Consider the following 13,362-nt stretch of genomic DNA (forward strand, 5'->3'; position numbering starts at 1 on the left):
ATTCCGAATTTTATCTAGCCGTTATAGAAATAGAAGAAAGAGATTTGGCTTGCGAGTAAACCTGCTAGCAGGAATTTATAACTATGAGCTAAAAATAGCTGAAAAATCTTAATTCCGCAAGAGGTCTGATAATTCCGCCTCTGGAAAATGGCGATCGCGAAGCGCTGCTGCTCTCTTCGGAGCGGCTTTGTTAGCGCAGCGGGCGGGCAACGCCCGACAAGAACTAGCGCAGATCGCTTAAACCGTTACGAATTTGAGCGCCGCTACAACGCCATGCCCAACTGAAAAAAGCTGAGTTAATCGAAGGGATTGAATCTATGCCTCAAGTTCTCCCATCATTTTGGAACCTGCCTGCCGAACAGGTATTACATCAGCTCAAGAGTACCCCTCAGGGCTTGAGTCGCCAGGAGGCGCAGCAACGGCTCACTCAATATGGGGCAAACAGTCTGAAGCAGAAGCAGCAGTCTAACAAGCTACTCCTGTTGCTAGACCAGTTCAAGAGTCCGATTATTTTGATTTTAGTGGCAGCGGCTATTCTCTCCAGTTTCCTGGGAGATGTCATTGATACCGTTATTATTCTGGCGATCGTACTAATTAGTGGACTATTAGGATTTTGGCAAGAGCGGGGAGCCACAGATGCCGTCGCGAAGCTACTGGCTTTGGTGCAAGTGAAAGCCACAGTTTTGAGAGATGGTCAATCTCAAGAAATTCACAATGAGGACGTGGTTCCGGGTGACATTGTGTTGCTTGCTGCTGGCAATAGTATTCCCGGTGACTGCCTGATTTTAGAGTCGAAAGATCTGTCGGTGAATGAAGCAGCACTGACGGGAGAAACCTATCCTGCTGACAAAATCAGTGGCGTATTGCCAGGGGTCGCCGGACTCAGCGATCGCACCAACACCCTGTATATGGGCACAAACGTGATCAGTGGTACCGCGACAGCGGTTGTGGTACAGACTGGAAAGCAGACTGAATTTGGCAAGGTGTCAGAACGCCTGAAACTTAGACCGCCCGAAACCGAATTTGAAACGGGACTCAGCAAGTTTGGCTACTTTCTGATGGAAGTCACGTTGACTCTGGTGGTGCTGATCTTTGTCGCCAACGTCTACTTGCAACGCCCTGTGCTGGAATCCTTTCTCTTCTCTCTCGCCTTGGCAGTGGGACTGACTCCCCAACTGCTGCCCGTGATCGTCAGCGTTAACTTGGCTCGCGGTGCCAAACAAATGGCGAAAAAGCAGGTGATTGTGAAACGACTGCCTGCGATTGAAAACTTTGGCAGCATGAATGTATTTTGTACAGATAAGACGGGCACGCTGACGGAAGGGGAAGTGAAAATTCACGCTGCGGTTGATGTGGACGGGAAGGAGAGCGTTGGCGGAGCCTCGACGCAGGCGAATCGCGTGCTGCTCTACGCCTATTTGAATGCTGCGTCTGAATCAGGCTATGTCAATCCGATCGATGCCGCCATTCGTCAGCACCAGCCATTCGATATTTCTGCTTACCAGAAGTTGGATGAAGTGCCCTACGATTTCAACCGCAAGCGTCTCAGCATTTTGTTTGGCAAAGACAAGACACGTCTGATTGTCACGAAAGGGGCACTGAAGCCGATTCTTGATGTTTGCTCAACGGTAGAAACGGGTGAAGGCACCACCATTGACCTTGCAGACCGGCGGGACAAGCTTCAGCAACAGGCTGAGGAATTAGGCAGTGAAGGGTTTCGAGTGTTGGGGGTGGCTTATCGCGACTTCAATGGCGATTCTTTCAGCAAAGATGATGAAACGAATATGACTTTCTTGGGCTATCTTGCCCTGTTCGATCCACCCAAAACAGGCATTGCAGAGACGCTCAAGGAATTGGGGATGCTCGGCGTGACCACCAAGATGATCACGGGCGATAGTCGAGCGGTTGCTATCAGCATCATTCAACAGGTGGGACTACCGACGCCCAAGGTTTTGACGGGTGCCGAACTGCATCAGATCAGTGATGAAGCGCTGATTCATCAAGTTGGGAAAACAGATGTCTTCGCTGAAGTGGAGCCAAATCAAAAAGAGCGCGTCATCATTGCGCTGAAAAAAGCGGGAAATGTGGTGGGCTATCTCGGTGACGGCATTAACGATGCCTCGGCACTTCATGCTGCCGATGTGGGTATTTCTGTTGAGAGCGCGGTTGACGTAGCTAAGGAAGCCGCAGACATTGTGTTGATGCAAAAAGACCTCAATGTTTTGCTCGAAGGCGTGAAGGAAGGACGAATCACGTTTGCCAATACGCTCAAATACGTGTTTATGGCAACCAGCGCTAATTTCGGCAATATGTTTAGCATGGCAGGCATTTCTCTATTTCTACCCTTCTTGCCCCTGCTACCGAGTCAAATTTTGATCACGAACCTACTGACCGATTTTCCCCAAATGACGATCGCCACCGATCGCGTGGATAAGGAACTAGTCAACAAACCCCGCCGCATGAATATCACGTTCATCCGTAAATTTATGCTGGTGTTTGGGCTGCTGAGTTCAGTGTTTGATTACCTCACCTTTGGGTCACTCCTGTTGCTGCACGCCAACCCAGCGCAATTTAGAACGGGTTGGTTTATGGAGTCGGTGATTTCTGCCTCCATGATTGTGCTGGTGATTCGGACGCGGCAATCTATTCTCACAAGCAAGCCAGGGAAGTATTTACTCATGGCAACGATCGCGACCGCTGTTATCACGCTCCTAATTCCCTATACCCCGCTTGCAGGGCTACTGGGATTTCAGCCTTTGCCGATCGCATTTCTGTTCGTGCTGGCAGCCATTGTCGGACTCTACATCCTCTGTGCTGAAAACGTTAAACGAGTGTTCTATCAACACGTCCACTCTTGACCATGCCTTACCACCAAAACCTTTTCATGCCATTAGTGAAGTCTTAGATATGTGTACAGTGACTTTTTATTTGCCGTGGTGCCAAATTGATGTCATCAAGGGTGTGAAGCTTGTCCCTGCTAACGTTTAGCTTCGAGTATGGACAGGGAGTGGACTTGCCTTGCATCAACCTCAATGCTTGGAAGCGTGCAGCGAAGAGACTGGCTTGATGACACGAATTTGTCCCGATGTCATTTAATTTGGCACTGTACAGTTTCAGGAGTTTTGGATAGTCTTTCAGGTTAAATGAGAGAAAATATCGCTCATTTCAACAAGTCAAATGCAGGCATTTGTAGGGGCAATTTATAGTATTGCCCCTAGCCGTAATTTATCGCAGAGTGACAAACTCTTCGGCGGTGGAAGGATGAATGCCAACGGTGGCGTCGAAGTCTTTTTTGGTGGCTCCCATATTGACTGCGATCGCTATCCCTTGAATAATCTCAGCTGAATACTCGCCCACCATGTGAGCGCCTAGCACGCGGTCAGTATTTTTGTCAATGACTAACTTGACCATGACCTTGTCATCAGCGCCGGTGAGACTGTGGAACAGAGGGCGGAATCGGGCGCGATAGATTTGCACGTTGTCATCGCCTAACTTTTTCCGGGCATCGGCTTCGCTGATTCCCACCGTAGCTGCTTCTGGCTGGGTGAATACGGCGGAGGCAACATTTTCGTGATTGAATACCCGGCGATTATTACCAAACTCAGTATCGGCAAAAGCGCGACCTTCACCAATGGCGACGGGCGTTAAATTGATCCGGTTGGTGCAATCGCCTACAGCGAAAATATTCGGCTGGTTGGTGCGGCTGTACTCATCGACTTCGATTGCACAGTTGACGCTGTATCCGTGCAACCTGGGTAAATCTTCGTCTTCACAATTAACAACCTTAACACCGGCATTCTCCAAACCAAGTTTTCCTAAAAGGGGTGCGCGACCGATGGCGACTAGAACTTGGTCGGCGGTGAGAGTTGTATCCACGTCTTTGCCTTTTTCAGTGAAGGTGACTTGAAGCCCTTCTGAGGTGCGCTCAATGCCTTTCCCAGTCACATTAGCGATCGCGTTGATACCGTGATGCGTCATGGCATCCTGAATGCCAGTGATAATATCGTCATCAAAACCTTTTAAGATGCGATCGCCTCGAAGCAACAAACTGACTTTCGATCCCAGTCCGTGCATAATACAGGCGAATTCCACGGCAATATAGCCAGCGCCAATAATGACGATGTGCTTCGGCTGTTCCTTGAGGAGAAATATCTCGCGGGAAGTGATGGTATGTTCCATCCCTGGTAAATCCGGCTTGACGGCTTCCCCACCCACGGCGATTAAAATTTTGTCAGCGCTGTACCTTTTTCCATCCACTTCCACGGTATGCGGATCTAATAAAGTGGCGCGACTCTTGATTAACTCCACCCCAGCTTTTTCCAAAAACCCAATATGCAACTGGCTGAGACGGTGGACTTCCTTATCGACAGTCGTAATCAGATGCTCCCAGTTTAAGCAACTCTTGCCCACAGTCCAGCCATAGCCTGCGGCATCCTCAAACAGGTGGGAAAATTTGGAGGCGTAAACCATCAGTTTTTTGGGAATACAGCCCCGGATGACGCAGGTACCACCCACTAAATCTCCTTCTGCGATCGCTACTTTCGCTCCATAGCTAGCCGCGCGTTTCGAGGCAGCCAATCCCCCCGAACCCGCACCAATGACAAACAGATCGTAATCAAATGCCATGACTAGAAGTCCTCTCTTTCTTCATTTAGTTTAAAAGATGTAACGATGATGCTACCTTTCCCATTTTCCAGAGATCGCTTAAAGTCGGATGAGAATACCGTAAGTTTTAGCGAAGAACAATGGATCGAGAGCATCGTGGCGTCACCGTCTGGTTTACAGGTTTAAGCGGTGCGGGAAAAACCACCATTAACAAAGAAGTCGCGCAAGTATTGCACAAACGCGGATACAAGGTGGAAATTCTCGACGGAGACGTGGTGCGCCAAAATCTGACCAAAGGTTTGGGGTTTAGTAAAGAAGACCGGGATGAAAATATCCGGCGCATTGGTTTTGTCGCTCATCTCCTGACTCGGAACGGCGTAGTCGTACTCATTTCGGCAATTTCGCCTTACCGGGAAATTCGAGAAGAAGTGCGATCGCGGATTGGAGATTTTGTCGAGGTTTATGTGAATGCACCGTTAGCGATTTGCGAACAGCGGGATGTGAAGGGATTGTATAAGAAAGCGCGGTCTGGGGAAATCAAAAACTTCACTGGCATTGATGACCCTTATGAGTCACCCCTCCATCCTCAAATCGAATGCCACACAGACCAAGAAACGATAGAGGAAAGCACAGAAAAAGTTTTGAGAAAGCTAGAAGAACTGGGCTACCTCTGGAAGGATAAAGGATAAAGGGATAGGGATGGGCACCTCCCACCCAACACCTACTTCTTCTTATCTGAGCCTCTGCCTCTCTCCCCCTCCACTTCTCTAACCGTGGGGGTACGCGGGGGAGGAGGGTCATTTTGTAACTGTTGCCGACCGTTACGGATGACCTTGAGCATATCATTGAGCTGCTGCTCGATATTAGTGAGAACTTGGTCGGCGTAGTCATCAGCTCCGTTTTGAATATCCTCGCATTCTTGGATAGCAAGCGATCGCATCTGCTCTAGTTCTTGTTGTGCTTGTAGGCGCATCCGTTCAAGTTCTGCAATCGTTTGTTCTTGGATGGCGTCGCACTCCTGCTGCACCGCCTGCCGGATCGCTTGAGCTTCCCGTTCTGCTTGCCGAATCAAGCCCATTTCATCCAATATCTGATCGGCTCGGCGTTCTGCTGTTTCAATAATCTGCTGTGCATAATCCTCCGCTTGCAGAAGAATTTCTTCCTTTTGCCGAACAATTTCTTCGGCTTCTTGAAAAGCCGGTGGCAGATTGATCCGCACCAAATCCAGCTCTTCGAGTACCGAATTCTCATCGACTAAGCGCAGGCTAGTCAAGGGAATGCGCGTACTATCGATAATCATTTCTTCTATGCGGTCGAGTTCCCGCTGGATATCTACACTTCCTGATCCGCTGTCGGGTAATTCACCTTCGGGGAAGCGTCCATTACTATCGGGTTCAAGGCGGGAAGAGTCTTGGCGTAACATCGGTAGATATCTAAGGCGACGTGCTGGGGAACAAGATGATCGACAGAGCCGCCAAATCTGGCAATCTCTTTCACTAAGCTACTACTTAAGAAACTGTACTCGTTAGAGGTTGCTAGAAAAACCGTCTCAATCCGATCGTCCAAGGTTTTATTCGTATGAGCCATCTGTAGCTCATGTTCAAAGTCAGAAAGCACCCGCAAACCGCGCAGCAGCACGCACGCTCCTCGCATTCTGGCATAATTGACCGTCAAACCGTCAAAGCTGTCAACTTCTACATTCGGCAGCGATCGCGTCGATAGACGAATCTGCTCGATGCGCTCCTGTACTGTAAACAGGGGCGTTTTGTTGGGGTTCCGCAGCACCGCAACAATCACGCCATCAAAAAGCCGACAACCGCGCTTAATGATGTCGAGGTGCCCCAGAGTAATTGGATCGAAGCTGCCAGGATAGATTGCAATCACGGAAGAGGTGTGTGAGCTAGCTTAAGGAAATTGTACTCATACAGTACCCCTAAAACTACGAATTGTTAAATGTCTGCGGTTTTGGCGAGAAGCACCATCACTACAGGAGAGCGATCGCAACCAGATACGATTCATCGCCTCAGCAGCCTCTTCTCGCGGCATACACGAGCCAGCGATAGCGAAGCGCCGTACCTGTCGGTTCGCCCTCTGCTGCAATCTATGCAGAGAGTCTTTCTATTCGTGCAACGAGTGCCACTCCTCGACTTTCCCGGTTCGCTAGAAAATCAGCAAAAGCTAAAATCCCATTAGTGAATCTACACATTAAGTTGAAAAACCAGGAAAAGGCTCAATTTTTTCAGCAGTTCGCCACTTTGTTGAATTCTGGCATTTCAGTACAGCAAAGCTTAAATTTGGTTAATCTGGATCGCAATTCGACCTTCGGGCGCTATCTGCAAACCGTCAGTGCGGCGGTGGATTCTGGGCAAGATTTGGCTTCTGCTTTGACACTAGACGCTCGATATTTTGATGCCTGGACGATTAGCCTGATTCGGTTAGCCGAATACAGCGGATCGCTAGCAGAGACTTTTGGGAGACTAGCAACAGCGGCGGAAGCGAAAGCCAAACGAGAACGCCTCTATCGTTCGGTGGGAATCGCCGCGATCGCGCTGATTTGGAGTCTGTTGGTACTCGCCGCCGCACTTTTCAAGCGAAATCCTCAAAAGCTTACCCACCCTGGTTTCTGGCTGTGCAGTTTTGGTTTGGCATTGCTTTTGGTTGGGGTACTTCTGCTAAATTCTCGCTTTCCCGGACGCGGGTTACAGCGGTTGGCGGCGCAACTTCCCGGTTTGGATAAACTCATGCAAGCGCGATCGCTCCTTTACTTTACCGAGTTGTCATTGCCTTTAAGTTGTGGGGTGACGATTCTCGCCGCACTGGAACTCTTGCGCGATCGCATCCCCGATCCTCAGATGGCAACTCACGTAGCAAAGGCTTCTCGACAGATTCGCCTCGGTAGAACCTTGAGCGAGAGTCTGCAAAGCAAGTTACCGCCACTGGCAATCCAATATATTCGCACTGGCGAAGAAACCGGCAACTTAGACACGGCATTGCGAAAATTGGCGGAATATTACCAAGGTGACTTAGAACGACGCTTGAGACAATTGGAGGGAATTTTGCGTCCTTTGAGCTTAGTAGCCATCGGAGGTTTAGTGCTTTTAGTCGGAATTCGAGCGTTTCAATCTCTGCTGAATTCTCTGCCAGGATAATTTTATGAGTATCGATGAAACCGAGGGATTGAGAAACTGGCTCATAATTCTGCCACTTACATTTATTGGCATAGGAGCAATAGTTTTCCTGTGTTTATGGCAACTTGATGTAGTACCGATTGAACACTTAAAGAATTCTTCTAAAATCCTGACCACAAAGGAGTTTATTGAGCTTAAAAGGCAGGGCATCAGCTCTGTTATTGAAGCTTTAAAGATTGTTGCAACAACCTTTGGAGGAGCCGCAATCCTCTTCAACGTTTTCTATGCAGCGAAGCGAGCTAAAGCGATGGATGATAGCGCGATCGCTGCCAATAAAAGTGCTGAAGCAGCTCTAGATAACGCTAAAGCTGCTCTAAAAAATGCAGAAGCTGCACAAGATAAGCAAATCACAGAACGCTTTACTAAAGCTATTGAACTTCTTGATTCTAAGAATACCTCTATCCGTTTAGGTGGAATTTATGCCCTAGAACGAATTGCGAAGGATTCCAAAAAAGACCACTGGACAATTATGGAAGTGCTAACAGCTTTTGTTCGAGAGAATGCTCTTTTGAAGGAAGAAGAGATACAGCAGGAGCAATCACCAAAAATTCCTACGGATATTCAAGCAGCACTTACAGTTATCGGACGGCGCGACGTAGATAAAGACCCAGAAAATCAAGGGCTAAATTTACAATATACCAACCTTGATGGAGCAAACCTCAGAGAAGCTAACCTACAAAGGGCAAACCTCAGTGAGGCTAACCTACAAAGGGCATACCTCATTGAAGCTAACCTACAAAGGGCAAACCTCAGTGAAGCTAACCTACAAAGGGCATACCTCAGTGGAGCTAACCTAGAAGGGGCATACCTCAGTGGAGCTAACCTAGAAGGGGCATACCTCAGGGCAGCTAACCTGCAAGAGGCAAACCTTATTGAAGCTAACCTGCAAGGAGCAGACCTCAGTGGAGCTAACCTGCAAGGAGCATTCCTTATTGAAGCTAACCTGCAAGGAGCAGACCTCAGTGGAGCTAACCTGCAAGGGGCATTCCTCAGAAAAGCTAACCTACAAGGCGCAGACCTTAGGGAAGCCGAAAATCTAGAATTCGAGCAACTTGAAACAGCATTTGGAGATAGCACAACTGTCTTGCCAGACAATTTGGAAAGACCTGCACATTGGACGCAAGCTGAGTGAGAGGCAAGTGCGATCGCCCTCAATATAGTGGTTGTTATTTGAATCAAATACAGAACCTAACCCCCAGCCCCTTCCCTACAAGGGAAGGGGAGCCATCTTCAAAATCAAGTAGGATTTAATCAACCAAATGTTGACCCATTCCAACCCCACATTGAACCTTTCGCATCGGCAAACTCAATGTAAATCCGATTAGTGGGTACACCGAGTTTCTCATTAATCCGCTGGCAAAAATCCTGGCTCATCGCCTTAGTTTGCGACGGACTCATGCTACCGACACTTTTAATTTCGACGTAGCAGACGGGATCGACAGTCCCACCAAATGTCATCGCCACACCCGGCTCAAAAGCTGTCATCACGTAGGATTCCGGTTTGCCTGTATGCTTCGCTAATTGAGCCGAAAGACTTTTGAGCAGTCCTTCAACAGCAACCTTATCGGGAGAATCAACAGAAGTTTGAACTTTAATCAGCGGCATAATCTTTTACTCAGAATTCCTTGCAAAAGGGATTAGGTAATAGTTATTAGCCATTAGTTATTAGTTATTAGCCATTAGTTATTAGTTATTAGCCATTAGTCCTTTGCTACTAACCAATTACCAATTACCAATTACCAATTACCAATTACCAATTACCAATTACCAATTACCCACCATATTCCCAAGGAGTATTTTCGAGTAAAAGTGGTTTCCCATCGCGGTGGACGCCAGCAGCGATCGCTTCCCCGACATAAACAGTATGATCGCCGTGTTCCACAGCACCGACAACCTTACACTCCACATAGCCGAGGGAGTCGGAGATGATGGGACAGCCGGTTTCTTGTCCTAGATAAAATTCCACATCTTCAAATTTATTACCGACTCGGCGCTGCGGCTTGAAGAATTTTTGCGCCAAGTCTTGCTGTCCTTCGTCCAGAAAACTAAGTGCAAAGACGCCACTGGCTTTGATCATGGCGTGGGATTTAGAATCCTGCTTAACGCAATTTATAACTAGCGGTGGCTTAAACGATCCCTGCATCACCCAGCTGGCTGTGAAGCCGTTAACTTCTTCGCCATCTTTGACACCACAGATGTAGAGTCCGTGAGGAATCTTACGCAGAATTGTTTTTTTGGCTTGTTCGTCTAGCAAAGTTTCACCTGATAGCTACTGATACATCGCTTAGTTTATCAATGTCTTGGCAAGAAACATCAATAAGAGAGATAGTTCACAGACAGACCAAACAGGTAGGTTTGCTTTATAGCATTTCAAGAGTTGGGCGGAATATATTGCGGTCAGGACTTACGCAAAACTTATACATATAGCGTTTTTTCGGGTTCAATCCCCCTGTGGTTGCCCCTATATGTCGCGCAAGTTGCGTAAGTCCTGTTAATTTGACTTGAATTGCTTTAGATGAAGCGATCGCTATGCGCTACTTCCATTGAATCGTACCTGCGATCGCTCCCTAAGCAACCCCATACTTCTTAAACCAAGCTTGGAGGCGTTTCCAGCCGTCTTCAGCTTCCTCTTTGCGGTAGCTGGGGCGGTAGTCGGCAAAAAAACCGTGTGGCGTGTCCGGATAAAGGATAATTTCCGAAGCATTGCCTGCTGCTTTCAGCGCCTCACGCATCTTCTCCACCGTCTCAATGGGAATCCCGTCATCACTGCCGCCGTAGAGTCCCAGCACGGGTGCTTTCAGCTCATCAACCAGGTCAAGGGGATATGTGGGAGTGAGGGGCGAAGAATCGCCACTCAAGCGTCCGTACCAGGCAACGCCAGCATTTAGCGTAGGATTGTGAGCTGCATACAGCCAAACGATTCGCCCACCCCAGCAAAAGCCCGTAATTCCCAGTTTATCGGTGTTTCCTTTACTTGACTTGGCTGCCCAAGCCACCGTTGCATCCAAATCTGACATAACTTGGGCATCGGGGACTTTAGAGACCACTTTGGTGATAATTTCTTGAATATCGCTCATCTGGGAAACATCACCTTGACGGGCATAGAGTTCCGGAGCGATCGCTAAATAACCCAGTTTCGCAAAGCGGCGACAAATATCTTGTAAATGTTCGTGGACACCGAAGATTTCCTGCACAACTAGCACGACAGGGAAATTCTTACCCCTTGCAGGCATCGCCCGATAAGCGGGGATTTCCCCATCTTCTACGGGAATCTTCACTTCACCCGCCACCAAGCCTTTCTTATCGGTAGTAATGACTTGGGCAGAAATGGGGCGAACTGCTAGGGCAAACCCTGCCGCCAGCGTAGAGACAATGATAAATTCGCGGCGCGTGAATTTCATGTCGCAGTTTTCTCCAAAAAAACTTTCCCAGTCTAGATTGTGCATCAGTTGGGCGCGGATAACCCAAAAGTCTGACTGAAATCGGCGTTGCGGGTATCTGGAACGATATGAACGAACCGGCGATAGGCGATCGCCCGTTTGACGATCCGGGTAATAAAATATACTTCCCCCTTGATGCGCCCCAGGCTTTGTCAACAAATAGGCGAGGCGTGATTAACCGAATTTCATCTCAATCCTTGACGGTTCTAATATTCAAGGTAAGCGATTCGCTCTTGAGGGCAAATCGCTGCTTTTGGCATACTTTACTTTCCGCCTATCCGCAGCTTCTCGCTCAAGCCTATCTTATGAGAGATTAAATCTATCTACAGACAGATGCAAGATTTTCATTAAACATTAAATTCAAATAAAATTTGATTAGAGAATTTTATTTAGCTGTAAGTTTAATTCTGACAGATGTTGAGAACTTCTATAAATCATTGCTAAAGAGCCGCAAAACTTTACAGAATCAGTACATCAGAAATGTCCAAACGATGTTAAGAGCCTGCGCGAACCTCCCTCATTTGCATAAGTTCACAATGGGGATCAAAGCTAGACAGGCTCATATTCCTAAAGAGTGATTCATTATAATCGCTCAATTAAGTATGGATAATTATCAAAAAGATTGCCATAATAGTCTAGAAAGGTCAATTGATTTTTTCCTGATTGCGTTCAGCTAAACTGTTAATTTAGCTACATTTTTACCAGATGACATTGGTGTTAAATCTGGCAATTTCCTTGTTTTAAAAAACTGACTGACATGAAAACTTTAAAAATGCAGATAGTCCAAGCGATTCGGTGCCCAAACTGTGGCAGTCCGGGCGAACGGCATTACATTTCTAGCAGCCAGCTAACGCGGACACAATGCCGCACTTGTGACTACTTGATGGTGACTTGTTCTCAAACCGGGGGAGTAATCGAAGCATACGCACCCGGTCTTGATGCAAGTCGTCTCTTGAAGCAATTCTTTTAAGATTGCTTTTACTGAGAAGCTCGAAGTTGTCCGCAGGCAGCATTGGCTTCTAAACCACGGGAGTAGCGCACGCTAACAGCAATATGCTGTTTTTTCAGAGCCGCAACAAAGGCTTGAATTCGGATGGAATTCGGACGCTGATAGTCAGCATCGTGGATAGGATTGTAGGGAATTAAATTGACGTGAGTTTGGAATCCCCGCAGATGGGACGCAAGTTCATTAGCGTGTTCGGGGAGGTCATTCACACCAGCAAGCAGGACGTATTCAAACGTCAATCTGCGACCTGTTAATTGAACATATTCCCGACATTCTGCTAACAAATCTTCCAGCGGATATCGGTGAGCCGTGGGGATAAGTTTTTCCCGAAGTGCCTGATTGGATGCATGGAGGCTGACAGCGAGGGTGATTTGCAAGTGATGTTTCGCTAAATCGAGGATGCGATCGCGTACCCCCACGGTAGAGAGAGTCATAGAACGCTGTCCAATTCCCACATCTTTATTCAGTATCTCCAGCGATCCCAGAACATTTACCGTATTCAGTAGCGGTTCGCCCATTCCCATAAACACAATATGGCTGACTCGTCGCTTGAAGTCTTCCTGAACCGTTAACACCTGATCGACGATTTCGTGGCGTGCGAGATTGCGAGTAAAACCTCCCTTCCCCGTAGCGCAGAAGTCGCAAGCCATCGGACAACCCACCTGGGAAGACACGCACACCGTGAGGCGCTTTGCGGTAGGAATGCCGACTGCTTCGATAATTTGACCATCTGCCAACCGCAGCAGATACTTCACCGTGTCATCGGGGGCGACAGAACGATAATGTAGAATTGAGCGTCCAATCGGGACATCTGCTACTTGGTCGCGCCACTGCTTGGAAAATACAGTAATTTCAGAAAGCGATCGCGCTCCTTTTTCATAAATCCACTGATGCAGTTGCTGTCCCCGGTAAGCCGGTTGTCCTTGAGAAAGCACCCATTGGGTTAATTCGGCTAAATTTGCCCCTAAAAGGGGAGGAATCGTTCTGGCTGGGGTTTTATTCGTTACACGCTGCTCTTTAGCAACGCTAGCAGTTTCATCAGACTGATTTTGATGCTGACTGCCTGTAGAAGACTGAACCTGAGAGAGGGGCGTAGCGGACATAAATAATCAAAAGTTTTAGC

The 13,362-nt window shown here is 47.9% G+C and carries 13 protein-coding genes and 1 pseudogene; 7 read left to right on the forward strand and 7 right to left on the reverse strand.

Annotation, left to right across the window (positions count from 1 at the left end; genetic code table 11):
* Both AC2VDX_RS03025 and mgtA read left to right on the forward strand, forming a co-directional pair.
* Positions 1–112 (forward strand): annotated as a pseudogene (locus tag AC2VDX_RS03025) (IS5 family transposase); the annotation flags it as partial.
* Between the two features lie 205 nt (positions 113–317).
* Positions 318–2,858: a magnesium-translocating P-type ATPase gene (gene mgtA / locus AC2VDX_RS03030; RefSeq protein ID WP_378174988.1), complete on the forward strand. Its 2,541-nt coding sequence runs from the start codon at positions 318–320 to the stop codon at positions 2,856–2,858.
* Positions 2,859–3,225: 367 nt separating this feature from the next.
* Here mgtA and gor read toward each other — a convergent pair whose 3' ends face one another.
* Positions 3,226–4,626 carry a glutathione-disulfide reductase gene (gene gor, locus AC2VDX_RS03035; RefSeq protein WP_378174979.1) on the reverse strand — a complete coding sequence of 467 codons (1,401 nt, stop codon included), beginning with the start codon at positions 4,624–4,626 and terminating at the stop codon, positions 3,226–3,228.
* 119 nt (positions 4,627–4,745) lie between these two features.
* Between gor and cysC the strand changes: the two genes are divergently transcribed.
* Positions 4,746–5,294 (forward strand): adenylyl-sulfate kinase, encoded by a 549-nt coding sequence (cysC, locus tag AC2VDX_RS03040; RefSeq protein WP_378174976.1) that lies wholly within the window; start codon positions 4,746–4,748, stop codon positions 5,292–5,294.
* Positions 5,295–5,326: 32 nt separating this feature from the next.
* Here cysC and AC2VDX_RS03045 read toward each other — a convergent pair whose 3' ends face one another.
* Both AC2VDX_RS03045 and coaD read right to left on the reverse strand, forming a co-directional pair.
* Positions 5,327–6,028 carry a F0F1 ATP synthase subunit B family protein gene (locus AC2VDX_RS03045; RefSeq protein ID WP_378174973.1) on the reverse strand — a complete coding sequence of 234 codons (702 nt, stop codon included), beginning with the start codon at positions 6,026–6,028 and terminating at the stop codon, positions 5,327–5,329.
* The gene (gene coaD, locus AC2VDX_RS03050) at positions 5,938–6,489 is read right to left on the reverse strand and encodes a pantetheine-phosphate adenylyltransferase (protein ID WP_378174970.1); all 552 of its coding nucleotides are present in this window, start codon (positions 6,487–6,489) and stop codon (positions 5,938–5,940) included. The genes AC2VDX_RS03045 and coaD overlap by 91 nt, the downstream gene beginning before the upstream one ends.
* 69 nt (positions 6,490–6,558) lie before the next feature.
* On the opposite strand from coaD, the gene AC2VDX_RS03055 reads away from it, so the two are divergent.
* From AC2VDX_RS03055 to AC2VDX_RS03065, 3 genes are read left to right on the forward strand one after another with little or no spacing between them, the layout of a single operon-like run.
* Complete coding sequence (locus AC2VDX_RS03055; RefSeq protein ID WP_378174967.1) at positions 6,559–6,798, forward strand: hypothetical protein; 240 nt, start codon at positions 6,559–6,561, stop codon at positions 6,796–6,798.
* A 17-nt stretch (positions 6,799–6,815) separates the two neighbouring features.
* Positions 6,816–7,754 carry a type II secretion system F family protein gene (locus AC2VDX_RS03060; RefSeq protein WP_486928093.1) on the forward strand — a complete coding sequence of 313 codons (939 nt, stop codon included), beginning with the start codon at positions 6,816–6,818 and terminating at the stop codon, positions 7,752–7,754.
* Positions 7,755–7,758: 4 nt separating this feature from the next.
* Positions 7,759–8,925, forward strand: a complete 1,167-nt coding sequence (locus tag AC2VDX_RS03065) for a pentapeptide repeat-containing protein (protein ID WP_378174961.1) — start codon at positions 7,759–7,761, stop codon at positions 8,923–8,925.
* Positions 8,926–9,044: 119 nt separating this feature from the next.
* Here the strand turns inward: AC2VDX_RS03065 and AC2VDX_RS03070 are convergent, their stop codons facing one another.
* The 3 genes from AC2VDX_RS03070 to AC2VDX_RS03080 all read right to left on the reverse strand — a co-directional run bounded on the left by AC2VDX_RS03070 (position 9,045) and on the right by AC2VDX_RS03080 (position 11,194).
* Positions 9,045–9,398 (reverse strand): phenylpyruvate tautomerase MIF-related protein, encoded by a 354-nt coding sequence (locus AC2VDX_RS03070; protein ID WP_378174958.1) that lies wholly within the window; start codon positions 9,396–9,398, stop codon positions 9,045–9,047.
* A 166-nt stretch (positions 9,399–9,564) separates the two neighbouring features.
* Positions 9,565–10,047, reverse strand: a complete 483-nt coding sequence (locus AC2VDX_RS03075; RefSeq protein WP_378174955.1) for a flavin reductase family protein — start codon at positions 10,045–10,047, stop codon at positions 9,565–9,567.
* A gap of 313 nt (positions 10,048–10,360) precedes the next feature.
* Positions 10,361–11,194, reverse strand: a complete 834-nt coding sequence (locus AC2VDX_RS03080; protein ID WP_378174985.1) for a dienelactone hydrolase family protein — start codon at positions 11,192–11,194, stop codon at positions 10,361–10,363.
* Positions 11,195–12,005: 811 nt separating this feature from the next.
* Here AC2VDX_RS03080 and AC2VDX_RS03085 point away from each other — a divergent pair.
* Positions 12,006–12,203: a replication restart DNA helicase PriA gene (locus AC2VDX_RS03085; protein ID WP_378174982.1), complete on the forward strand. Its 198-nt coding sequence runs from the start codon at positions 12,006–12,008 to the stop codon at positions 12,201–12,203.
* 8 nt (positions 12,204–12,211) lie between these two features.
* On the opposite strand, the gene rlmN is transcribed toward AC2VDX_RS03085, so the two are convergent.
* Positions 12,212–13,342: a dual-specificity RNA methyltransferase RlmN gene (gene rlmN, locus AC2VDX_RS03090; RefSeq protein WP_378174952.1), complete on the reverse strand. Its 1,131-nt coding sequence runs from the start codon at positions 13,340–13,342 to the stop codon at positions 12,212–12,214.
* Positions 13,343–13,362 lie beyond the last annotated feature (20 nt).

Source organism: Coleofasciculus sp. H7-1 (assembly GCF_057473865.1).

Bases quoted from the DNA above. Each gene is read 5' to 3' on its own strand.
- rlmN (WP_378174952.1), bottom strand. From the start codon at position 13,342: ATGTCCGCTACGCCCCTCTCTCAGGTTCAGTCTTCTACAGGCAGTCAG.
- gor (WP_378174979.1), bottom strand. From the start codon at position 4,626: ATGGCATTTGATTACGATCTGTTTGTCATTGGTGCGGGTTCGGGGGGA.
- AC2VDX_RS03070 (WP_378174958.1), bottom strand. From the start codon at position 9,398: ATGCCGCTGATTAAAGTTCAAACTTCTGTTGATTCTCCCGATAAGGTT.
- AC2VDX_RS03080 (WP_378174985.1), bottom strand. From the start codon at position 11,194: ATGAAATTCACGCGCCGCGAATTTATCATTGTCTCTACGCTGGCGGCA.
- AC2VDX_RS03085 (WP_378174982.1), top strand. From the start codon at position 12,006: ATGCAGATAGTCCAAGCGATTCGGTGCCCAAACTGTGGCAGTCCGGGC.
- cysC (WP_378174976.1), top strand. From the start codon at position 4,746: ATGGATCGAGAGCATCGTGGCGTCACCGTCTGGTTTACAGGTTTAAGC.
- AC2VDX_RS03055 (WP_378174967.1), top strand. From the start codon at position 6,559: ATGTCTGCGGTTTTGGCGAGAAGCACCATCACTACAGGAGAGCGATCG.
- mgtA (WP_378174988.1), top strand. From the start codon at position 318: ATGCCTCAAGTTCTCCCATCATTTTGGAACCTGCCTGCCGAACAGGTA.
- AC2VDX_RS03045 (WP_378174973.1), bottom strand. From the start codon at position 6,028: ATGTTACGCCAAGACTCTTCCCGCCTTGAACCCGATAGTAATGGACGC.
- AC2VDX_RS03065 (WP_378174961.1), top strand. From the start codon at position 7,759: ATGAGTATCGATGAAACCGAGGGATTGAGAAACTGGCTCATAATTCTG.